The following is a 22952-nucleotide window of genomic DNA, read 5'->3' on the forward strand; positions in this document are numbered from 1 at the left end:
CGTCCCATTCGTCTAGTGGCCTAGGACACCGCCCTTTCACGGCGGTAACAGGGGTTCGAACCCCCTATGGGACGCCATTTACTTGTCTTTAGTTCTAAATACTCATTTATTGCATTCTATCAAATCAAACTTTCAAATAAGCTTGACTTTCATTTTTAATCCTCTGTATATCTTTTACTCCTTTACTCCTTTACTCCTTTATTTATTCCGTATTGCCTTTGTTTGTGCATCGCTCTAACTGTTAATTCGTTAGTTCTGCTTCATATTTCGTTTGTTTGAATTGCTGTGTCGATTGAGGCGATGACGATCACTCCAATCGATCACTATTTTTCCATATGCACTAGGCTAGTTCAGCTTGAACTGCTGGACGCTTTGTTGAAGCTGGGCAGACAGGCTGGCAAGCTCTTGGCTGGCTGCTGTTACTTGCGAAGCAGCAGAAGCTGTTTCCTCAATTGACTGCGAAACATTGTTGATGTTTTGATTGATTTCTTCGGCGACGGACGATTGTTGTTCGGCTGCTGTTGCAATTTGTGCATTCATGCTGTCTATCGTCATGACGGCTGCTGTAATGGCTTGCAAAGCTTCTCCGGCTTGATTTGCTTGAACAACGGTTTGCTCGCCTTGGTGTTTACTTGCTTGCATAAGCGTCGCTGCAGAGCCTGAGCTGTGTTGAAGTTGGCCAATGCGTTTGTGAATATCTTCGGTGGATGATTGAGTGCGGCTGGCCAATGATCTCACCTCATCGGCAACAACCGCAAACCCACGACCCTGATCACCTGCACGTGCGGCTTCAATCGCAGCATTGAGCGCAAGTAGATTGGTTTGTTCAGCAATGGACTGAATCACCTCAAGTACGCTGCCAATTTGTTCACTGTCTTTAACGAGGCCAGCCATGCTCTGCGAGGCTTGCTCGATATTGCTGGCTAGGGTGTTAATGGCACTTACTACATCCGACACAATTTTCATGCCTTTGTCTGCCTCATTGCGGGAGGCATTGGCTGCACTGGCTGCTGCGGTTGCATTTTTAGCAACATCGGAAACGGTGGCTGCCATTTCGTTCATCGCAGTTGCGACTTGGGTCATTTCAGATTGTTGTAGTTGAACTTGTGCATTGGTTTGAGCACTTGAGCTGGAAAGTTCCTCAGCAGCAGCAGTGACGTGTAACGCAGCCTGAGTTATTTCGCTCATTATGCTGCGCAAAGTGATCACCATTGATGCAAAAGCGGCCAGTAGGCTTGTATTATCACCTGCTTTAAGTTGGATTTTAGCGGTTAAGTCGCCAGCTGCAACTCGGCGCACAATGTCATTAACCTCAGAGGGCTCCCCTCCGATTAGGCGCATCACGTAACGAGTAATGGTCAGGCCTGCTATTAGCGAAATGATAAAGCCAAATGCCACGATAATAGAGGTAAGTAAAATTGCGTTCTTGGCGCTGCTGGTTGCATTCTCGACGGTTGTATTGGCGATGCTTAGATTTTGCTCTGATAGATTGTCTAGTAAATCACCAAGCGCCCTTGATGCTGGTAGCATGGCATTATAGGACTCTCTATATTCCAAGTAGGGCGATAAATAGTCACGTTGTGAGTTGGCTAAAACCATGGACTGCATACGAGCTTCTAAAGTTTCATAATGTTGTCGCCAGACACTAATGAGCAATTGCAGTTGATCGAAGTCTTGCTGTTCTTGCTGTGTGGTTTTTGGAATGCGTTCGTATTGGTTCACCAAATGATTGATCTTGTCCCAAGATTTTTGGCGAACCTCAAGGACTTCTTTAAGCGTGGTCTTAGCTTGATCAGAATACACAGTGTATCTCAGTACATCCAATGTTTGAGTGTGAATACGCAGCCGCTCTACATTCAGTTGATTGAGCAAAGCCACTGATTGAAGGCGAACCTCTCCGATATTGGCAATATCTTTGCTCATGCTGAGCTCGGCTCGTATTCCTAAAAAACCCACGACAAGTAGTACGATCGCAACACCAGAGAAGCTAGCTGCCAGTAAAGTGGTTAAGCGTATTTTTGGCATAATGAAACCTTTGTAATTGTTTTATAAATCGATACTTATGCAACCAGCCGATTGTAGCTGAATGACTGGTTGGATTGATCATAGACCAAATGATAAGGGGTTTGCACCTTTATGTGGATGTTTGATTGATCAGATTCGTTTAGAACTCAAACCTATTTTTGTGTATTTAGAAAGCTCACAAGGTAATACCAGCTTTTTCTATCGGCTGATAAGAGATAGGCAACACCTCTCTCTGGAGAGTTCGCATCGGGTATTGCAAAGGAATGCATCGCGTGACCTAAATCCACGAATGTCCAATCGATGTTCATTGTATTTAGGTAGTCCCGTATGTGTGCAATGTCATCTATGGAGACCATAGGATCGGAAGCGCCATTAAGGATTAGCAGAGATTTATTCTGTAAAGAAATTGCAGGTTTGGGGAAGTTTAATAAACCATGTAAGCTAACACCTTGTATCACTTCCTCTACCCATAAAGTGCTCTGAATAGCGCACAAACCACCAAGGCAATACCCCATAACACTGGCGTAGCCTGAATTCTCATCCTGCTGTAAGGCAAACTTAGCAAATGCACGAAGTCTTTTCTGTAGTTGTTCGTAATCGCTCAGTATTTTGTTCATTGCGCGGCGACGATTGTCTAAATCTGATAAATCCGTATCTTGCCCAAATACATCAATAATCCAAACATTCCATCCTAGGTCGGCCATTTTATGAGCCGTTTTTTGTTCAAACTCCGTAATTCCAGCCCAGGTTGGATAGAGCAAAAGGGTTTTTGGGGTCTTTGTGTTTGTTGCGTGTACGTATTGGTGTGAGAATTTTAGGTTGTCGATGGTCTGTGTGATGATTTTCGTCATGGCTTTCTCCTGAAATTAAAGATACAAAAGTGTATCTATATTTTTCTTTTTAGGTAAGCTTTTGTTCTTTTTGTAATCAATGCTAGACCAAGGTCTAGTCTATATCAAGTTTTAAATATTGAATTTCTTCTCCTTGAAATAATTATTTTAATAGTTAAGTATTTGAATTTAAATAATTATTTTTATTTTATTCTAGAGCATTTAGGCCAATAAATCCTCCTATAAAAACTAAGCCATTTCTATTGACAGATCTTGTTAAACAGACCTAGAATAAAAATACACTACTGTATGTTTTTGAGGTTTAAGCAATGCAAGAGTCAGATCGTAAATTTGTACAGGCAGCAGGACACAATACTGCGTACTTTGAAGTGGGTACCGGTCCTGCATTGCTATTACTGCACGGCTCCGGGCCAGGTGTTTCAGGATGGACAAATTGGGCGGGCGTAATGGGTGAGCTCGCGACACGCTATCGAGTGGTTGTCCCTGATATTGCGGGCTTTGGTTTTACCGAGTTTAAAGAAGAGACGCATTACGACATTAAATTCTGGGTCAACCATCTAGTGGAGTTCATGGATGCAGTCGGCATCGACAAGGCCTCTTTGATTGGTAACTCCTTTGGTGGGGCGATGGGGATTGGTCTTGCTCTCTTTAATCCCGAGCGTTTGGATAAATTGGTTTTATTAGGAACACCTGCTGGAACCTTTACTCAAACAAAAGGACTAGCTGGTGCTTGGTTGTACGAGCCATCAGTTGACAATATGCGCGCCTTGATGGAGCTGTTTCCTTACAACAAAGCGCTGATTACAGATGCATTGGTTCAGTCACGATATGAAGCCAGCGCTCGTCCGGGTGCACAAGATGCGTTACGAAAACTCTTGCCTAAACCGAATGAGGAAGGTGATACCCCTGTTAAGGGCTTCCCAGAAAAAGCACTCAAAAATGTTCAAGCACCAACTTTGATTCTTCACGGTCGTGAGGATGGCGTTGTCCCGATGCAATGCGGATTAACACTTCTAGCGAACATACCCAACAGTGATTTGTTTGTGTTTGGACAGTGTGGTCATTGGGTTCAAACAGAGCAGCGTGCAAAGTTTTTGCAGCAAGTTTTTAACTTTATTGGCGAGTGATGTTATGAAACGTGATGTGTTGGAGCGCATTTTGTGGAGCCTTTCAGTGGACCGCTTTTCTAAGTCCAAGTTTAAAGAGGATCCAGAAAAGTACCTTAGTCGATTTCCACTCGCGCCAGAGGATGTGGAAATGATCCTGAGTTTTGATGTGAAAAAAATGCAAGAAATGGGTGTGAACCCAATGCTCACGATGGGGTACTGGATCGAAATGTCTCCTGATCGTCGCATGTCTTCTTATAACAAAAAGCTGGGTTCAGAAGCCCAGTATTCCGCTTCAATTAAAGGGTGATCCCATGGCAGAAATAGTTGGTGGCTTTCTTGTCCCTCATGATCCGGTGATGTTTGTTGCACCCGATGCACCTCCTGCTGAGCAAGCGAAAGCTGTCTGGGATGCATACGAGACCTGTGCAAAGCGCCTTGCCGAACTGGATGCTTCTACCGTCATTATTATTGGTAATGATCATTATATGTTGTTTGGAACAACCTGTTTGCCTCAATACTGTATTGCAACAGGGCATACCGAAGGTCCTTTGGATCAATTGCCCGGTTTAAAGAAAGAAGAGATACCGAATAATGAAGCCTTGGCTCGGTTCATTTCGAACACAGGTAAGGCATCAGGATTTGATTGGGCAGAGGCACGTTCCTTTACAACAGACCATTCTTTTTCAATTCCCTATCAGTTGATCGTAAAGCGCGCGTCTGAAATTAAAGGCCAGACCATTAAAGCGATTCCTATTTATATTGCCAGTGCGGTCGATCCCTTTATCACAAAAGAGCGATGCATTGAGTTAGGACGTCATTTGAACAGTGCAATCACGCAGTTTCCGGATGCTGAGAAAGTGGCCGTTATCGGCAGTGGTGGCATTAGTCATTGGGTAGGGACTAAAGAGTCTGGCCGCGTCAATGAAGCATTTGATCGGCAAGTGATTGAATACTGCTGTTCGATGCAGGTTGACGCGCTTGCCGCTTTAACCGATGACATGGTTTTAGAAAATGGCGGCAACGGTGCCATGGAAATTCGCAACTTTATCTGCGCGATGACCGCAATAGATGCCAAGCGTGGTCATTTAATTGAATACCAGCCAGTGCCGCAATGGGTGACAGGTTTGGGCTTTATAGAATTAAGCGTGGAGTGAGTGCAAACATGGAAAAGGTATATCTATGCAAGCTCTCGGAGTTGGCCGAGAACCAGGTTAAAAAAATCGAGAATAAAGCCCATGGTGATATTGCTGTTTATAACCTCGGTGGTCAGGTTTACGCCACGGCTGATCTCTGTACACATGCCACCGCTTCTTTAGCGGATGGGGATATTGAAGACGACATGATTGTATGTCCCGTTCATTGGGGGCAATTCCATATTCCAACCGGAAAGGCGCAAGGGTTTCCTTGTGAGATAGATCTGCGCACCTATCCCGTTGAAGTCGAAAATGACGAGATTTATGCGTTGGTCGAAGTCGACGTCAATATGATTGCAAAAGGCTGAGGAGCGATTGAATGAGCAATATTATAAAAACCTTAGATGTCACTGAACGCTTAGACAATTTGAAGCAAGTTTGCGATCTGGACGAAGGACGAATTGCTGGCGAAATTTTTTACAGCCAAGCGATTTATGAGCAAGAGTTGGAGAAGATTTTTGCACGATGCTGGCTGTTTGTTGCCCATGAATCTCAATTGGTTAAGACGGGTGATTACATCACGACAACCATGGGTGAGGATGAAGTCATTGTGGTTCGTCAGAAAGATGGGTCAATTAAAGTCTTTTTAAATGCATGCCCTCACCGAGGCAATAAAGTGTGCTTTTCGGAATCTGGATCGACACGGGGGTTTATTTGCAATTACCACGGTTGGTCGTTTGATACCGCAGGGAATCTGGTCGGACAGCACGAATCTGGTATTTATGAGGCCAGCGATTTCGATAAATCGAAATGGGGGCTGCGCGAGGTTGCAAAAGTAGACACTTATAAGGGTCTGGTCTTTGCAACATTTGACCCAGAAAGTCCGAGTTTACAAGAATACCTAGGTCCTATGACTTGGTACTTAGATGCCTTATTTGATAACCAAGAAGGGGGGACTGAATTTGTCGGCGGCTGCATACGTTCCACTTATGAGTGCAACTGGAAAATCGCAGCTGAAAACTTTGTAGGGGATATTCTGCACGCCGGATGGACTCATGACTCAGCGGCAAGAGCGATGCTTGGTGGTTCGGTTGCGAAGGTGAGTGATTTTGATGAGTCCTACTCTGTGAACTGGAATGGCCATGGCTACGAGTTTGCATTGGATACGGTCGGAAATGTCGCGGTTCTAGGGGAAAGTAAGCTTAATCGCTATATTCACACCATTAAACCGTCTGTCGCTGAACGTTTGGGCGATTTCCGCTCCAATATGATTGCGTCGGTTTCCTCTTGCACGATTTTCCCTAACTTTTCTTTCTTGCCGGGTCAGAATACGGTTCGTGTTTGGCAGCCAAGAGGGCCGAATAAAATAGAGTTGTTCACTTGGGTTGTTGTCAATAAATCAGCACCAGACGAAATCAAAGAAATGTGGCGTAAAGGCGCAATGATGACCTTTTCACCAACCGGCGTCTTTGAAATGGACGATGGTGAAAACTGGGAGTACTGCACGAAAACAGCCAAAGGCCGAGTCACTGCTAAGCAAGATTTGTATGTCGGATTGGGCATGGATACCTTCATGGAAGAGACCCGCTTACCGGGCAATGTCTACCAAGGGCAACTCAACGAAGCCAATTCAAGAGCCTTCTATCAGTATTGGTATGATCTCTTAAGTGCTCACACTTGGTCTGAAGTCCCCAACAGAAACAAAGGCAAAGTGGAGGCGGAATAATGTTTACTAAATCAGCAGCGTTAGAGAGTGTATCGCAGGATGTATTTTTTGAAGTGGCGGCTTTCCTGAATAAAGAAGCGCGTCTTCTAGATGAAGAGCGCTTTGAGGAGTGGTTAGGGCTTATCCATGAAGACATTCATTATTGGATGCCGGGTATTGAAAACCGCCGCCGCGAGAATCCATTGAAGCAAGGTTTCTACGATAAAGATCATATGGCGTATTTTGATGATAGCCTGCGTGACTTACAGCGTCGGGTGGCTCGTTTTCGTCAACCCTCTGCTTGGGCAGAGAACCCCGCGACACGCAATGTGCATCATGTTAGCAATGTCGAAGCCTTTGTTGCACAAGCGCCAAATACCTATGAGGTTTACTCAACCTTTACCAGTATTCGCAGCCGTGGATTGGACGAAGAATATGTGATTTATGGGCGTCGTTATGACACCTTGATCAGAACAGAGTCTGGCTTGAAGCTCTTAAAGCGTCTGATCTTGATTCCAAACGCAACGCTCAGTTGTAAAAACATCAATACTTTCTTGTGAGTGAATTATGAGCGCATTGGAATCCAAAGTTGCATTCATCTCCGGGGGCGCTGATGGGATAGGGCTGGCTGTTGTCGAACGCTTTATCCAAGAGGGGGCCTGTGTTGCGGTTTTAGATATGAATCAAGAGAAGCTTGAGTTGCTTCAGGCTCAATATCCGGATCAAATCTGTACCGTTTGTGGGGATGTGACTTCCTATGAAGACAATCAGAAGGCAGTGGAGTTAGCACTGCAGCGTTTTGGTCAGCTGGATACCTTTATTGGCAATGCCGCTATTTTTGATTACTTTGCTTCCTTAAGCCGTATTCAGCCTGAGCAGTTGGCCAGCAGTTTTGACCGGCTTTTTCGAGTCAACGTACTGGGCTATATGAACGGTGTGAAGGCTTCATTAGATGCTTTAAAAGCCAGTCAGGGGAATATCGTGTTGACGGTGTCTAACTCTGGGTTTTACCCAGGAGGTGGCGGTGTTCTTTATGTTACGTCTAAACATGCCGTGGTTGGGTTGATTAAGCAACTGGCCTACGAATTAGCACCGGAAATTCGTGTCAATGGTGTTTCACCTGGTGCTACTGATACTGCAATGAAGTCGGTTGAAGGCGTTTCGCGCAAGTCGCAGCCCCTTAATCATATCGAAGGCTTCCATGAAAAAGCAGCGCAAGCGGTGCCCTTAAAGCGCATCGCAGCACCTGCTGATCATGCATCGCTTTATGTGCTCCTAGCGTCAAATGAACAATCTCCTATGACAACAGGATGTGTCATTCACAGTGATGGTGGCTGGATCGCCCGCTAGAGGAATGTCGAAATGAACGTGATTAAAACAATAAAACTGCCAATGATCGTTGCACCCATGTTTTTGGTATCGTCACCTGAATTGGTCATTGCAAGTTCAGAAAGCGGTCTGATAGGCAGTTTGCCAGCGCCCAATGCTCGTAACCCAGACATACTTGATGGTTGGTTGGCTCAAATTAGTGAGCGTTTGAATCCGCACCGTTTACCTTGGTTGCTCAATATGATTGTGCATTCAACCTATGATCGATTTGATGCAGAAATCGAATTGGTTCGAAAATACCAACCCTCGGTTGTGTCAACCGCTTTAGGATCTCCAGCACGTGTGATGGATGTTGTGAAAAGCTACGGTGGTGAAGTAATCGCTGATGTGATTTCCCCTGCATTGGCTAAAAAAGCCGTGAAAGCGGGAGTGGATGGCTTGATTCTGGTCGTGAGCGGTGCAGGCGGTCATACAGGTAAATACAACCCCTTAGCCTTTATTCAAGAAGTGCGTGAGTTCTGGGATGGTCCGTTAGGGGTTGCTGGCTGTATTTCTCATGGTCGCGATATTTTAGCGATGCAAGTGGCAGGAGCCGATTTTGTTGTGGCTGGGACGCGTTTCATTGCAGCAAAAGAAAGTTTTGCCAGTGATGAATATAAAGCCATGTTGGTTAGCTCTCATATTGAAGACATTATAGAGACGACATCCGTCAGTGGTGTGCCTGCGAATTGGATGAAAGGCAGTCTCGAAATGGCCAACATTAATCCAGCTTCAGCATCTACGGCCAAGATAGATTTCTCCGGCAATATCTCAACCGCGAATAAAGCTTGGAAAGACGTGTGGTCCGCAGGACAAGGTGCGGGGAGTATTGCACAGGTTGAATCGACGGCAAGTATTGTCGAGTCGCTGTGCCATGAATACCGCGCAGCCATGAAAACACTTAACGACCTTTCCAGCGAGTACTTAAAAAATGTCTGATGCTTTATATCACCAATTAGCCACTGAAATTCTTGACGCTCGCGCTCGTGCCGTCGCCGTTTCTCCATTTTCAGCGCGTTACCCTGAGCTTAATGTTGCGGATGCCTATGCGATTCAATCGCGCGTCAATGCACATCATCTCAACGCAGGAAAGCGCCTTGTTGGTTACAAAATAGGCCTCACGTCTAAAGCCGTACAGCAGCAGTTAGGGGTCAATGAGCCTGATTTTGGCGTTTTGTTCTCGGATATGGAGTTATGCGGACAGGATAGGGTTAAAACTCAGGGGCTTATATCCCCGAAAGCAGAAGGCGAAATAGGCTTTGTGTTTAAGCGTGATCTGCTGGAGGTCGATTTAACCTTTGCTGAGCTATTGGCGTCCATCGATTTTTTTGTGCCTGTGATCGAAATCGTCGACTCGGTGGTGAAAGACTGGAAGATTACACTGGTTGATACTGTTGCCGATAATGCCTCTTCCGCCTTGTATATGTTAGGCGCGAAGACCTTCGATCCCCGAAATACAAACTTTGCGGATTTACGTCTAACGATTCATACCGACAATGGTGAGATCGAGGGAGTGGGAGCGGCCTGTCTTGGTAATCCACTTTACGCTGCCTTGTGGTTGGCACGCAAGATGGCCGAACTGGGGACTCCCATCAAAGCCGGCCAACTTGTGTTGTCCGGGGCAATGGCACCTATGGTGGCGATTCATCCTGGAGATGAAATTCGATTTGACTTTAAAGGGTTGGATGTTTTAACACTGGTTGCTGAATAAAACATAAGACAACAATAATAAAGGTTATTGATATGGGTACAACTGTCTATGCTCAGATGCCTACGCCATCTGCGATTAAGCGTGAGTTAGGCGACGGCTCCTTTGTCGTTGAATCTGCAAATCCTCTTCAGTCCTTCGATCGCTGCGTAGGCGATTGGCTTGAAAAATGGGCAAAAAAGCGCCCAGAACAACTCTATATTGCTGAGCGTGCAGGGGATGACTGGCGCTCGCTAAGCTACAAAGAGTTTCGTAATACAGTGCGTTCAATTGCGCAAGGGTTGATTGATCTCAATCTGCCTGCAGGTCGGCCCTTAATGATCATCTCAGGGAACTCAGTTGATCATGCCTTAATGAAAATGGCAGCGATGTACATAGGTATTCCGGTGACATCTGTCTCTGTGGCCTATTCATTAATGTCTAAATCGCATGAGCGTTTGCTTGGAATCGTTGAGCGTCTGAAGCCTGCGGCGGTATTTGCGGAAGATGGAGCTTTATTCCAAGCGGCACTGAATGCGTGTGACGGTATTGCGGTGAAGATTGTATCGCGTGGGCATGACGCCTTGTCAAACGCGATCCTTTTGGAAAGCTTGCTTAAGTTGTCTCCAAGCGATGAAGTTGACACACGCTTTTCAAATGTCACCCCAGACACTCATGCTAAGTATATGTTGACCTCTGGCTCAACAGGGCATCCGAAAGTGGTGGTGAACACTCAGCGTATGATGTGTTCAAACCAGCAGATGATTGCTCAGTGCTGGCCTTTTGTTGAGACACAGGTACCCAGAGTCCTGGACTGGCTGCCTTGGAGCCATACCTTTGGTACCAATCACAACTTTAATTTGGTTTTGCGCAATGGTGGATCGCTCTATATAGATGCGGGCAAGCCAGTGCCGGGTTTAATTGAAACGACGCTTCGTAATTTCAAAGAGATCAAGCCCAATTTGTTTTTCAATGTCCCTAAAGGCTATGAAGCGATTCTCGAGCATTTGCGTCAGGATGATGAGCTCAAAAATATCTTTTTCTCCAGCTTAACCCTGCTGTTTTACGCAGGCGCTGCGTTATCTAAGCCCGTTTGGGATGAGCTTAAGTCGATGTGTGCAGAGACTGGACATGAGGTGTTCTTCACAACGGAGTGGGGGGCGACTGAAACAGCACCCGCCATTACAAATGTGCATTGGTATCTCGACAAGCCTGGCAATATCGGAATTCCGATGCCGGGTATGTCAATGCGATTTGTGCCAAACGGTTCAAAGTTGGAGCTGAGAATCAAGGGCCCAATCGTCTTTACCGAGTACCTCGACGATCCTGATATTACGAAGCAAGCCTTCGATGAGCTTGGTTACTATCGAATAGGCGATGCGGGGCGCTTGGCAAATCCCGAAAACCCATCAGAAGGGATTATTTTTGATGGACGCGTTTCAGAAGACTTTAAATTAAGTACAGGAACCTGGGTCTGTGTGGCGTCGGTTCGGGACTTGGTTCACAAGCACTTTGGGTCAATGGTGTCGGATGTTGTTGTCACGGGGCATGATCGTGATCATATAGGTCTGCTCGCGTTTCCAGGTGAAGCTTTACGTCGTTTAGCTGATGACGCGCAATCCCGTTTAACAGGGACTGAATTGATGTCCTTACCCTCCGTGCGTTCGGCGTTGAAAGACGCGTTGGAAAGCATGGCCAAGCAAGCAAAAGGTTCATCTCAACGCGCTTGCTTATTAAGCCTTCTGGATGCACCACCTTCTATTGATTTGGGCGAAATCACAGATAAAGGAAATTTGAATCAGCGCAAACTCTTAGAAACCCGCTGTGCGGATGTTCAGCGTCTGTACGATGAAAAAGGCCATGAAAGCCTGATTAGTCTTTTGTAAATAAGTGAGTGAAAAATGAGCAATAAACTTAAAGCGGTGATCATAGGTCCAGGAAACATCGGCACGGATCTTCTTATGAAAATGCAGCGTTCAGAATGGGTCGAGCCTGTCTGGATGGTGGGAATAGATCCAGAGTCCGAAGGTCTGAAGCGTGCGAAAGAAATGGGTATTAAAATCTGTGCAGAAGGAGTGGATGGCATCTTGTCGCATATTGTTGAAGACGATATTCGTGTCGCTTTCGATGCCACATCTGCTTATGTACATGCTGAAAATAGTCGCAAATTGAATGAACTTGGCGTAATTATGATCGATTTAACGCCAGCGGCAATTGGTCCGTTTTGCATTCCACCTGTCAACTTGATGGACCATGCCAAAAACCTAGAAATGAATGTCAACATGGTGACCTGTGGCGGTCAAGCGACGATCCCGATGGTGGCCGCTGTTTCAAAGGTTCAGCCCGTTGCTTATGGCGAAATTATCGCGACGGTGTCCTCACGCTCAGTGGGGCCGGGGACGCGTGTCAATATTGATGAGTTTACCCGAACCACGGCAGGGGCCGTTGAAAAAGTGGGCGGCGCTAAACAAGGTAAAGCCATCATTATTATTAACCCGGCTGAGCCACCCTTAATGATGCGGGATACCGTGCATTGTTTAACTGAATCCGAACCGGATCAAAATGCCATTACTGAGTCTGTGCATGCCATGGTTAAAGAGGTACAGAAATATGTACCGGGGTATCGATTGGTCAACGGGCCGGTGTTTGATGGAAATCGCGTGTCCATGTTCATGGAAGTCGAAGGTCTTGGTGATTTCTTACCTAAATATGCAGGCAACCTAGACATTATGACAGCCGCTGCGCTGCGAACAGCTGAAATGTTCGCACAAGAGGCTGCAGAAGGCAGCATTACACTACCGGCTCGTGGTTAACAGGAGAAATGATATGAATTTAGAAGGTAAGCAAGTCACCTTGCACGATATGAGTTTGCGCGACGGTATGCATGCAAAAAGGCACCAAATCAGCCTTGAACAAATGGTCTCTGTTGCGTCTGCGATGGATGCGGCGGGGATGCCTTTGATCGAAGTCACACATGGCGATGGCCTTGGTGGTGCATCGGTTAACTATGGCTTTCCAGCCCATACAGATGAAGCCTATTTAAAGGCCGTTGTGCCACACATGAAGCAGGCTAAAATTTCGGCCTTGCTCTTACCGGGTATCGGTACCGTTGACCACCTCAAAATGGCGCGAGATTGCGGCGTGCACACTATACGTGTTGCGACCCATTGTACCGAAGCCGATGTTTCTCAGCAGCACATTGGCATGGCGGCAAAAATGGGCATGGATACCGTCGGTTTTTTAATGATGGCACACATGATTACACCCGAAAAAGTGCTTGAGCAAGCTAAGTTAATGGTGAGTTACGGTGCAAATTGTATTTATTGCACAGACTCCGCAGGTTACATGCTCCCAGATGAAGTGAGTGCAAAAATTGGCTTGTTGCGGGCAGAGTTACCCACTGAAATAGAAATAGGCTTTCACGGGCATCACAACATGGGCATGGCCATTGCGAACTCCTTGGCAGCGATAGAGGCAGGTGCCGTCCGTATTGATGGCTCGGTTGCAGGTCTTGGTGCGGGAGCAGGGAATACGCCCTTAGAAATTTTAGTTGCCGTTTTAAATCGCATGGGCGCTGAAACAGGCATTGATCTTTATAAGATAATGGATGTGGCTGAAGATTTAGTCGTACCGATGATGGATCAACCGATACGGGTTGATCGTGACTCCTTAACGCTTGGCTATGCCGGCGTGTATAGCTCCTTCTTACTTTTTGCTCAGCGTGCTGAAAAGAAATATGGCGTGAGTGCACGCGATATTCTGGTGGAGCTTGGCCGACGCGGCACCGTCGGTGGGCAAGAAGACATGATTGAAGATTTAGCACTGACCATGGCAAAAGCAAAGCAGGCCTGACGATGACCTATCATGTTGAGATACAGCCGGTTGGAAAACACTTTGAAGCAGACGCATCCGGAAGTGTTTTAGATGCCGCCTTAAAAGCAGGCATTATGCTCAAGCACGGATGCCGGGATGGTCGATGTGGAGACTGCCGCACACCCTTAATCTCAGGGCAAGTTGTCTATCCAGACGGCCTTGAACTGTCCAGTACTGATCAAAATGGGGAAACACTGCTCACGTGCCAAGCACGCGCAACGACAGATCTAGTGATCGATGCACCAGAAGTCACTGAGTTTGAAGGCATTAGCATTCAAAAAGTGATTGGACGCATAATGGGCAAAGATCAAGTTGCAGACGATGTGGTCATTTTAGAGTGTATGCTGGCGCCGGGTACACAATTTAACTACTTGCCAGGGCAGTATGTGGATTTGACACTTGCCACGGGGGTGACGCGAAGCTATTCGATGGCTAAGCGTTCGGCCGATGACGGTCGCATTGAGCTTCACATCCGACGAGTGAACGACGGACAGGCAACGCCTTACATCTTTGATGAGTTACAGGTTAAAAACAGGGTCACGTTGGAAGGTCCGTTTGGTAGTTTTTATTTGAGGGAATCCGATAGCCCTATGATATTGCTGGCAAGTGGGACAGGCTTTGCACCGATTAAAGCCCTGATGGAGCAATTGATTGAGCGAGAGAATACGCGCCCAGTCCATTTGTATTGGGGAGGGCGGCGTTTGCAGGATCTTTACCACAACGAACTTTGTCAGCAATGGCAAGCGGCACATCCTTGGTTCGATTATACGCCTGTGCTATCGGATGAGGTGTCCAGTGACTGGGTAGGACGAAGAGGGTTTGTGCATAGGGCTGTGATGGACGATTGTCAGGATCTTTCAGACTATCAAGTCTATGCCTGTGGCGCACCGATTGTGATTGAATCGGCCAAGAAGGATTTTGTCGAGTCGTGCGGATTGAAGCAGGACTCCTTTTTCGCGGATGCTTTTGTGTGAAAATTTGCCCTTAGGATACATAACTGTTTGTTATCAGATGTGTATTCAGTATTAAAACTAACTTCTGTGTCTTTTTTCGAAAGAAAGTACCGAGATATTAACCATATTTCAATGCTTTGTTAGACAAAAGACCAGTTAACGATGCCGAATCATTATTGTAAAGTACAGTAGTGTATGTTAATTTTTAAAAACAGTAATAATAATAAACATGTGGAGTTGCAGCATATGAATAAGCCAAAAAATAAACTAATCAAATTGGGTGTGGTTCTGTCAGGCATCCTTTTTGCGACAACAAGCATTGCCTCAGATACCGTGACCTTGCGTTACAATCAGTGGTTTCCATCGCAACACTGGTCTCAAGCGGAGGGGTTGTACAAGTATTTTGAAGAAATCGAGCAGGTAACCGAGGGGCGCGTAAAAGTTCAGGCTTCTGCTAAGCCTTTAGCCCCTCCTGCACGTAACTACCAATCGGTTGTCAGTGGTGTTGCCGATATTGCCTGGGGACCGCATGGCTACAACCCTGGCGCCTTTCCATTGACCGAAATGGTCGAATTTCCGTTCATGAACGAAGATGCAGGTATCAGTTCGGCGGCCTATCAGCGCTTATTTGAACAATACTTGTCAGATGCGGGTATGCACAGTGACGTTCATACCTTGGCTGTTCATGTAACCTCCGGTGGTAATTTGCACATGCGTCGCGATCAAGTCAAAACGCCGGGTGATTTACGTGGTAAAAAAATTCGCGTGCAAACGAATGTCGTCGGTGATGCGCTTCGTACTCTAGGTGCAGTTCCTATCTCAGGCTCCTTGTCAGAATTACGAGAGTTCTTATCTCGCGGCATTATTGATGGTACTACCTTATCTGATGAGCTTTTAACGGGCTTTAAAGTCGATAATTATGTGAGTCATATTACTCAGATTCCAGGCGGGATTTTCACAAATAGTACCTTTATCATCATGAATAAAGATAAGTGGAATGCTATCAGTGAGCGAGATCGCGAAGCGATAACCGCTATCTCTGGTGAAGCATTGGCTGTTCGCATGGGTGGTTTATGGCACGAAAACGACCTGAAAGCTCGAGAGCAGTTAAAAGCGAACCTGGGTGATAATTATATTGTCTCTGGTGATGACCTTAATACAGCGATAGATGCTGCTTTTCAGCCTATTCGTGAAGCTTGGTTAGAAAAAGCCAGTGCTGCAGGCCTTGATGGCAGTGCGCTGATTCAATTCTACGAAGAGCAGATTGAAGCGCTTTCAAACTAAGCCAGCTCCGTGCTCTGCCCTTCGTAGAGCACGTCTTTTCTGTTTGAGGTTACCATGAAAATGTCGTTTTTAAGCTTTTTAGAATACCTGTGCGCAAAAATTTCACTTTTAGCTTTGATTGTCATGGCGGGCGTTACCTTTATTGATGTTTTTGGTCGTGTGGTATTAAACAGCCCACTGGGATTTGCATACGAAGTGGTTGGAATATGCCTTGCCATTTCATTTTATGCAGGACTGTACCACGTGCACAAAAAGCGAAAACATATTCGAATTGATCTATTGGAAAAGATCTTTTATGGAAGAGCAGGGCAGTTTATTTCTTGGTTATCCTATTTAGTTGAAATCGTATTTTTTACAGCCTTGGTCATCATGATTTATCAGCAAACGGTTGAGTCTAAAAACTTCGGAGAAATATTTATGTTTCTCGGAATTGAAAAATGGACAGTTTTAGCGGTTATGTCGGTTTTATCGGCAATTGCACTCACAAGTTTATTGGTCACCTTTCCTGACTCGCCGAGTGATATAAAAGAATAATTGGTTTATTTGAATTGAGGTAAAACAAATGGTGATGTCAATCGCGTTTGCTGTGTTACTGGTCATGTTGTTCTTACGTATTCCCATCGCAATCGCCACAGGAGTGGTTGGTGTTTGTGGGTTAGCCTATTATCAGGGCTGGGGGGCTGCCTTTAGTCAACTGGGAATGATAGGAACCGAAACGGTGCTTTCTTATGAATTTGCTGTGATTCCTTTGTTTATCTTGATGGGGAATATTATTAGCCGTTCAGGGTTGGCTGAAGAATTATACAACGCGACTCATGCACTCGTTGGGCACTTTAAAGGCGGTTTGGCGATCACTACCATTGGGGCGTCTGGTGGTTTTAGTACCTTTTGCGGTTCAAGTTTTGCGACAGCGGCAACGATGACGCGTATTGCTTATCCGTCAATGAAAAAGTATGGCTATAGTGATGGCTTGGCCACTGGCTCAATTGCGGCGGGTGGTACATTGGGAATCCTGATTCCACCGTCTATCGCGCTGGTGTTCTACGGAATCATTACAGAAACCGACATCGGCAAGCTCTTTGTTGCTGGCGTGATTCCGGGCATTCTCGGCGTTTTATTTTATATCGCGGCCGTTTTGTATGTTGTTCATGTTAAGAAAGACAGTGCAGCAGGCTCAGAGGAAGTCCCTTTTCGAGAAAAACTTTTAGCGCTTAGACAGCTCTGGGCCTTTTCGTTATTAATTATCTTGGTCCTTGGTGGTATTTATTTTGGTTTCTTTTCACCGACCGAGGCCGCGGGGGTCGGTTCTGTCGGAGCGATCGCCATTACCATGATTCGTGGTCGCTTTACGTGGAAGAAACTTCGTGATGCCGTTGAAGATTCAGCTGCAACGACAGTCGCGTTGGTGGCAATCCTCATTGGATCATTGATTTTTGCGAACCTTGTGAACGTGTCGAATTTGCCCTTTCACATCGTTAATTGGATTGAGGGGTTAAATTTAAGTCTGTTAGGTGTGATTATGGTCATTATCCTAATTTACTTTATTTTAGGTGCGGTGTTGGAATCGATTTCGATGCTGCTACTGACGGTACCTGTGTTTTATCCAATCGTGTCGGGCATGGGGATGGACCTGATTTGGTTTGGCATTATTGTGGTGGTTGCAACTGAGATTAGTTTAATAACACCGCCCGTTGGTTTAAATGTCTTTGTTTTAAAGTCAGTCGTTCCAGATGTAGATCTTAAGGTGATCTTTAAAGGTGTATTTCCATTTTTAATAGCGGATATATTTCGTTTGGCACTTATCATCCTAGTGCCGGGCTTATCTCTGTTCTTGGTTGAGCTCATGTGATTATGAGCTTGCTTATCTAGGTGTTCTTCTAGCCCTGCCTTTAACCCGCTGATGCGGGTTTTTTTATAAGGAAGCGCTAGGAGTAGCAGAGGTTAGTGTGCATGAGGACGAAAACGGCAATCAAGCAAAGGGCAGTTGTCGCTTAAAAAGTCAGACAGTCGCTTAGCGCGTGCATTCTGATTGCTCAGTGAATCATTTGGGTGAAGCAAGGACGTGGCAATCATATACGAGTAGACCAAGTAGGCAAGATCGTTGGCTTGCTCTGCTGGGTGGGCAAGATCGACAAATAATTGCTCAATGAAGGCTATTCGGTATCGGTCAACTTCGTCAACGGCGGCTCTTGCCATGTCGTCTCGCCTTGCCCAGGCGCGCAAAGAAATCTCGATAGAAGCGGCTTCAAAGGATTTGTCGCCCTTGAGTGGCAACAACATTAGCTCAACAAGTTGCTCCTTGCTTGAGAGTGACTTCTTCTTAAGGCCGGCAATAACTGCCTCTGTGGCTTTAAGGCGCCAACGGTCAAGGATACCCTTGAGTAAGTCCTGTCGACTTTCAAAGTGATAATAAAAGCTGCCGCGCGTAATTTTTAACTCTTTAGCAAGATTGTCAACACGAACCATGTCGATCCCTCCTGTAGAGAGCACATTCATTGCCGCATTGATCCAGTCGTTACGAGAAAGCCGTTGAGATGCCATAGCGATGTTTCTGATACCTGTCCTAGTTGATATTGCATAGCATCATAGCATTGGCTTGCGGTCAAGTTAACTGTCTTGAGTGAAATGCAATAAGTTCTTATCTGTACGTTGCATTTTTATCATTTTAATTTCAATTTTCAATTATAATTCTATTTTAATCATAGAATTGTTCATGTTTTTGAATAATTATTCAATTCAAAACATACATATCTGTTTGTAAAATACAAATCTGTATGTTAGATTTTAGCAACTGTTGATAAGTTCTATTGCTGATCAAATTGATCGACCTGTAAATGCCTTATCCAGTTAAGTTTAAATGCTGATCAATAAATCTAAAAAGATGGTAGTTAACATGAAACCAATACATAAATCCTGTCTCACGGTCGCTTTGGCTGCACTCATTCCCAGTTTAAGTTATGCGGACGCAACGCTTTATGGATCCTTCCGTTTAGGGATGTTCAAAACAGATGATCGTTCCGCAGTGTTAGATGACTATGCAAGCCGCATCGGTATTCGGGGCACGGTTGATTTAGGGTTGGAAAACACCAAAGGGATTTTTAATTGGGAACAAGGTTTAAGCCTTAACACTGGCGCATTGGGGGGAGGGCGTTATGCTCATGTCGGTGCTAAAGGAGATTGGGGCACCTTGATGGGAGGTAAGTTTGATCATCCGACTTACGCTTATGTCGGTAATGTTAACGAGTTTGCTATGTCGGCGTTGCCAACCGGGCTAGATGTTGGCTATGTTGCGAATGGAAGTGATCCCAGAACAGGGTTCCGTGCCGACCGTCGTGTTTCGAATTCGATTGGTTATATCTCTCCTAATCTGAATGGCTTAGAAGCAATGGTCGTCGGTGTGTTTGCGGGAGAAACCTCGGGCAATGTGTTTGCAGGCCCAGCATCCACTCAAAAAGACAATGAAATTGATGGGTATAACCTAGGGGTTAAGTACACACTTCAGAATTTAACACTTGCGACTGCTTACGGTGCGGTTAAGTCTGGCAAAGATGCGCAAGGCGTCTATGGTGTTGACGCCCATTTATGGGGTGTGGCTGCGCGTTACCGTTTAAATAATTTTAGATTTGCTGCTAAATACGAGCAGTCAAAAGATAAGGTTCGCAATTTAACAGACAAAGGCTATGCCTTGAACGCAGGATATGAACTTAACGGCTATGGCGCATCGGTTGGCTTTGCCACAACTAAACAAGACCAAGCTGACCGTGAGCGCTCCACATCTGTAGAACTGCATCGCCGTCTCGGTAATGCTGTGATTGCCATCGGATACGTTAACTACAATGATGCTGCTGTGAGCAATACCAACAGTTACAAGCAATACAACGATGAGCGTGCTCTGTTTCCAATTGTTGGAGGAAATGACACAGCGTATTTGACGTACCGTTTGCAGTTTTAATGATTTGATTTTGGTTGGAAATCAAATGATGAAAACTGATGTTTGAAGCAAAATCAATCATTGCGCTGGCGTGATCTCAGGTATCCCCTTCTGCTTGAGGCGTGCAATTGATTGGCATTTGTTTTGACCCAAAGGCTTCCTGTGTGAAGCCTTTTGTGTGTCAAGAGTAAGGTTTTAAGAAAGCTCAAGCAACATCATCTCTTTTTTCCATCTCTCAAAATTGTTGATACACCGCAAAAAAACATTGTTTCAAAAACTTTTGTGTTTCAAATCAGTTGATAAGTGTGGCATTGTTGTTTTTTTGAAAAACTCACTTCACTCTGACGCATCCTAAGGAAGGAGAAATCCATGTCAGAATTACGATTAGAGGCTTCATCAAGAGTTGCTTTGGCGGCATTTTTACATGATCTCGGTAAGTTTGCCGAAAGGGCACGTATTCCAATCGATGCAGAATCGCTTGAGATCCATAAACAACTTTATTGTGCTCGAAAAGAGCTCAAAAGCGGTCTTTTTCATTACACCCATATTCATGCTGCTTATACAGCTTTAGCATTTAATGAGATAGAGAAAGATCTTCCCGCATTAAAAGGCACGGATTTTTCACCCTTCGGTAGCAGTTTAAAACCCGATGTGGTGGACTCATTGGTGAATGCAGCCGCTTGTCACCATCGCCCAGATACTTTTTTACAATGGATTATTGCCACTGCAGATAGGGTTGCCTCGGGTTTTGAGCGCGAAGCCTTTGAACGCTACAATGATAGCGATGATATTACGGATACGGGTTTGAATCATTATCAAACCCGACAGCTCAGTTTATTTGAGAGCATCCGTTTAACTGCGTCGGCCCCATTGAGTTTAGGGAATTATCAATATCGACTTCCACTTAAGCCTATGTCGCCTGAGGGGCTTTTTCCTGTTGCTAGAAAGCAATGTGAAGGGGCAGATAATAAAGCAGCGCAAGCTGAGTATGCAGATCTTTGGCAAGATTTTCTGCAAGCACTAACGCAAATAGCGCCAAGTCATAGGACTCGCTTATCCCTGTGGCTAGATCACTTTGATAGTGCATGGCAAACCTTTACACATGCTATTCCTTCGGCAACGGTGAAGGCTACAAAGCCGGATGTGTCTCTTTATGATCACTCTCATACCACTGCTGCATTGGCTACGGCGTTGTGGCGATATCATGCTGATCAAAATCATGACCTAACGAAAGCAAGAGATGCGATGCGTTTGCGTAATGATTGGGATGAACACAAGCTGCTACTGATTCAGGGTGATTTTTTCGGTGTTCAATCCTTTATCTTTGCTAACGGAAGCGACACGCGTAAGCGCGCTGCAAAATTGCTGAGAGGTCGCTCGCTCTATGTTTCCTTAATTACTGAGTGTGCGGCACTTAAAATTCTTGAGGCGTTAGATCTTCCATCAACATCACAAGTTACCAATGCTGCGGGTAAGTTTTTAATCGTAGCGCCAAATACGCCGGAAAACTTAGAGAAACTCAGTATTATTCAAACCGAAATTGATGAGTGGTTTTTAAATCAAAGTTTTGGTCAGTCGGGTTTAGGGCTGGCTTGGACATCAGCTTGTTGTAACGACTTTGTTGAAAAACAAGGGCAGTCAGGCTTTAGTGCATTGATGAAAAGGCTATTTGCTGAGCTTGAAACACGAAAGTATCAAGCCTTCAATTTATGTGCAGACAATCCAGCAGCCCCTGTTTTTACAAACTATCTGGATACTATAGCCAATGCAGGTGGAAAGGTATGTGCAATTACAGGTTGGGGACCAGGTAGCGAATCAGGTGATGTGCCGCTAAGCCCACTTGCGGCCGATCAGATACAAATCGGTGAAATGATTGCGGGTAAGCGCGAGCGTTTAGCAATAACCAAAAGTCGTCTGAAAGGGGTAGGCTCCTTGCGTTTAGCGTTGTTTGGCTATCACCTCCATCTTACGAGTCACGAGGACGCCTCCGGTATGTTTGGTGCCGAAGTGGCTTCGGGCAATTTACGTCGATTATTTGATTTTGCTTTACCTAAAGACGGAAAGTCAGCCCTTTGGAATGGTTATGCACGCCGTGCTATCAATGGTTATGTACCTACTTTCAATCAAGCAGACGTTTACGCCGAAGGTCGTTATGGCAAACACGAAGATAAAAGCCCTCCAGAAGTTGGAGAGCTAAAGGAGTTTGGGCATATTGCTTGCGAAGATCGCAAACCACTTGATCGTGAAGGGGAGTGGGTGGGAGTTGAAGGTATCGGCATACTCAAAGGCGATGTTGATGATCTTGGTGCAATATTTCAAAAGGGGTTAGAAAAGCCGACGTTTGCAAAAATGGCGGCTTTGTCTCGCCAAATGAACGCCTTTTTCTCAACGTGGTTGCCTTGGGTATGTCGTAGTCGTTATCCAAATACCTATACCGTTTTTGCAGGGGGCGATGACTTTTTTTTGATCGGTCCGTGGCACAGTATTATGCAACTGTCACGCGAGCTGCGTCAGGATTTTGCGCGTTATGTTGCGAACAACCCTGAAATCAATTTTTCAGCAGGTGTTGTTGTAGCGAAGCCAGGTTCGCCAGTGCCCACACTCGCGCGTATGGGGGAAGAGGCTTTAGAGCAGGCAAAGAGTTATCAAGACAAACAAGGCCAACGTAAAAATGCGATTAGCTGCTTTGGTCAAGCAGTAAGTTGGGCTGATTTTTGGGCATTAGCTGACGCCTCCGATCAACTTGAGAAGTTAATAGAGCGAGCTCAATTATCAACTGGGTTCGTCTACAGTTTGCTGGATTTAACTCGTTTAGCTGGAGATAAGACGAAACCTGAATCTGGAATGTGGCGCTCTAGACTCAATTATCGCGCGTGGCGACATCTAGAAAAATCACGTGATGCAGCTTCGCGTCGAGCATTGTGTGATGACATAGTGACGGTTATAGGCGCGAACGGTATTCAGAAGTTTGATCATGCTTATCTCATCGCTTTGACAACGCAGCTCTATTTGAATAGGGATTAATCTGAGGGA

At 45.5% G+C, this 22952-nt stretch carries 21 protein-coding genes and 1 tRNA gene; 19 read left to right on the forward strand and 3 right to left on the reverse strand.

The annotated features are described in order from the left end of the window. The first annotated feature begins 1 nt into the window (after position 1). Positions 2 to 77: transfer RNA gene (locus DN062_RS11305), tRNA-Glu, on the forward strand. A gap of 268 nt (positions 78 to 345) precedes the next feature. Here DN062_RS11305 and DN062_RS11310 read toward each other — a convergent pair. After that, positions 346 to 2025, reverse strand: a complete 1680-nt coding sequence (locus tag DN062_RS11310) for a methyl-accepting chemotaxis protein (RefSeq protein WP_112159443.1) — start codon at positions 2023 to 2025, stop codon at positions 346 to 348. Positions 2026 to 2177: 152 nt separating this feature from the next. Then, positions 2178 to 2876, reverse strand: a complete 699-nt coding sequence (locus DN062_RS11315) for a dienelactone hydrolase family protein (protein ID WP_112159444.1) — start codon at positions 2874 to 2876, stop codon at positions 2178 to 2180. A gap of 308 nt (positions 2877 to 3184) precedes the next feature. Between DN062_RS11315 and DN062_RS11320 the strand changes: the two genes are divergently transcribed. From DN062_RS11320 to DN062_RS11395, 16 genes are all read left to right on the forward strand, one after another. Then, on the forward strand, positions 3185 to 4003 hold the full coding sequence (locus tag DN062_RS11320; protein WP_112159445.1) for an alpha/beta fold hydrolase: 819 nt from the start codon (positions 3185 to 3187) through the stop codon (positions 4001 to 4003). Positions 4004 to 4007: 4 nt separating this feature from the next. Next, positions 4008 to 4292 carry an extradiol ring-cleavage dioxygenase gene (locus DN062_RS11325; RefSeq protein WP_112159446.1) on the forward strand — a complete coding sequence of 95 codons (285 nt, stop codon included), beginning with the start codon at positions 4008 to 4010 and terminating at the stop codon, positions 4290 to 4292. Positions 4293 to 4296: 4 nt separating this feature from the next. Beyond that, a complete protein-coding gene (locus tag DN062_RS11330; protein WP_112159447.1) occupies positions 4297 to 5139 on the forward strand; it encodes a DODA-type extradiol aromatic ring-opening family dioxygenase in 843 nt (280 codons plus the stop codon). Positions 5140 to 5147: 8 nt separating this feature from the next. Beyond that, positions 5148 to 5486: a non-heme iron oxygenase ferredoxin subunit gene (locus tag DN062_RS11335; RefSeq protein ID WP_112159448.1), complete on the forward strand. Its 339-nt coding sequence runs from the start codon at positions 5148 to 5150 to the stop codon at positions 5484 to 5486. A gap of 11 nt (positions 5487 to 5497) precedes the next feature. Then, positions 5498 to 6844, forward strand: a complete 1347-nt coding sequence (locus DN062_RS11340; protein WP_112159449.1) for an aromatic ring-hydroxylating oxygenase subunit alpha — start codon at positions 5498 to 5500, stop codon at positions 6842 to 6844. Next, positions 6844 to 7383 (forward strand): 3-phenylpropionate/cinnamic acid dioxygenase subunit beta, encoded by a 540-nt coding sequence (locus DN062_RS11345; RefSeq protein ID WP_112159450.1) that lies wholly within the window; start codon positions 6844 to 6846, stop codon positions 7381 to 7383. Before DN062_RS11340 ends, DN062_RS11345 begins: the two co-directional genes overlap by 1 nt. A 7-nt stretch (positions 7384 to 7390) precedes the next feature. Continuing rightward, positions 7391 to 8173 carry a 3-(cis-5,6-dihydroxycyclohexa-1,3-dien-1-yl)propanoate dehydrogenase gene (hcaB, locus tag DN062_RS11350; RefSeq protein ID WP_112159451.1) on the forward strand — a complete coding sequence of 261 codons (783 nt, stop codon included), beginning with the start codon at positions 7391 to 7393 and terminating at the stop codon, positions 8171 to 8173. A gap of 12 nt (positions 8174 to 8185) precedes the next feature. Continuing rightward, complete coding sequence (locus DN062_RS11355) at positions 8186 to 9130, forward strand: NAD(P)H-dependent flavin oxidoreductase (RefSeq protein ID WP_112159452.1); 945 nt, start codon at positions 8186 to 8188, stop codon at positions 9128 to 9130. Continuing rightward, on the forward strand, positions 9123 to 9902 hold the full coding sequence (locus DN062_RS11360; RefSeq protein ID WP_112159453.1) for a 2-keto-4-pentenoate hydratase: 780 nt from the start codon (positions 9123 to 9125) through the stop codon (positions 9900 to 9902). Before DN062_RS11355 ends, DN062_RS11360 begins: the two co-directional genes overlap by 8 nt. Before the next feature lie 32 nt (positions 9903 to 9934). Continuing rightward, positions 9935 to 11764, forward strand: coding sequence for a feruloyl-CoA synthase (locus DN062_RS11365; protein ID WP_112159454.1), 1830 nt, complete (start codon positions 9935 to 9937; stop codon positions 11762 to 11764). A 15-nt stretch (positions 11765 to 11779) separates the two neighbouring features. Beyond that, positions 11780 to 12691 carry an acetaldehyde dehydrogenase (acetylating) gene (locus DN062_RS11370; protein WP_112159455.1) on the forward strand — a complete coding sequence of 304 codons (912 nt, stop codon included), beginning with the start codon at positions 11780 to 11782 and terminating at the stop codon, positions 12689 to 12691. A 13-nt stretch (positions 12692 to 12704) separates the two neighbouring features. After that, positions 12705 to 13730, forward strand: coding sequence for a 4-hydroxy-2-oxovalerate aldolase (gene dmpG / locus DN062_RS11375; RefSeq protein WP_112159456.1), 1026 nt, complete (start codon positions 12705 to 12707; stop codon positions 13728 to 13730). Positions 13731 to 13732: 2 nt separating this feature from the next. Continuing rightward, the gene (locus DN062_RS11380) at positions 13733 to 14725 is read left to right on the forward strand and encodes an FAD-binding oxidoreductase (protein WP_112159457.1); all 993 of its coding nucleotides are present in this window, start codon (positions 13733 to 13735) and stop codon (positions 14723 to 14725) included. 225 nt (positions 14726 to 14950) lie between these two features. Then, positions 14951 to 15988 carry a TRAP transporter substrate-binding protein gene (locus DN062_RS11385; protein ID WP_112159594.1) on the forward strand — a complete coding sequence of 346 codons (1038 nt, stop codon included), beginning with the start codon at positions 14951 to 14953 and terminating at the stop codon, positions 15986 to 15988. A 54-nt stretch (positions 15989 to 16042) separates the two neighbouring features. Then, a complete protein-coding gene (locus DN062_RS11390) occupies positions 16043 to 16522 on the forward strand; it encodes a TRAP transporter small permease (RefSeq protein WP_112159458.1) in 480 nt (159 codons plus the stop codon). A gap of 28 nt (positions 16523 to 16550) precedes the next feature. Then, the gene (locus DN062_RS11395; RefSeq protein ID WP_112159459.1) at positions 16551 to 17837 is read left to right on the forward strand and encodes a TRAP transporter large permease; all 1287 of its coding nucleotides are present in this window, start codon (positions 16551 to 16553) and stop codon (positions 17835 to 17837) included. Between the two features lie 92 nt (positions 17838 to 17929). Here the strand turns inward: DN062_RS11395 and DN062_RS11400 are convergent, their stop codons facing one another. Beyond that, positions 17930 to 18529 (reverse strand): TetR/AcrR family transcriptional regulator, encoded by a 600-nt coding sequence (locus DN062_RS11400; RefSeq protein WP_036506957.1) that lies wholly within the window; start codon positions 18527 to 18529, stop codon positions 17930 to 17932. A 352-nt stretch (positions 18530 to 18881) separates the two neighbouring features. On the opposite strand from DN062_RS11400, the gene DN062_RS11405 reads away from it, so the two are divergent. After that, the gene (locus DN062_RS11405; protein ID WP_162301291.1) at positions 18882 to 19940 is read left to right on the forward strand and encodes a porin; all 1059 of its coding nucleotides are present in this window, start codon (positions 18882 to 18884) and stop codon (positions 19938 to 19940) included. A 348-nt stretch (positions 19941 to 20288) separates the two neighbouring features. Further along, positions 20289 to 22943 carry a type III-A CRISPR-associated protein Cas10/Csm1 gene (gene cas10, locus DN062_RS11410; RefSeq protein WP_112159461.1) on the forward strand — a complete coding sequence of 885 codons (2655 nt, stop codon included), beginning with the start codon at positions 20289 to 20291 and terminating at the stop codon, positions 22941 to 22943. Positions 22944 to 22952 lie beyond the last annotated feature (9 nt).

The sequence above is a fragment of the Nitrincola tibetensis genome (assembly GCF_003284585.1).
Lineage (GTDB): Bacteria > Pseudomonadota > Gammaproteobacteria > Pseudomonadales > Balneatricaceae > Nitrincola > Nitrincola tibetensis.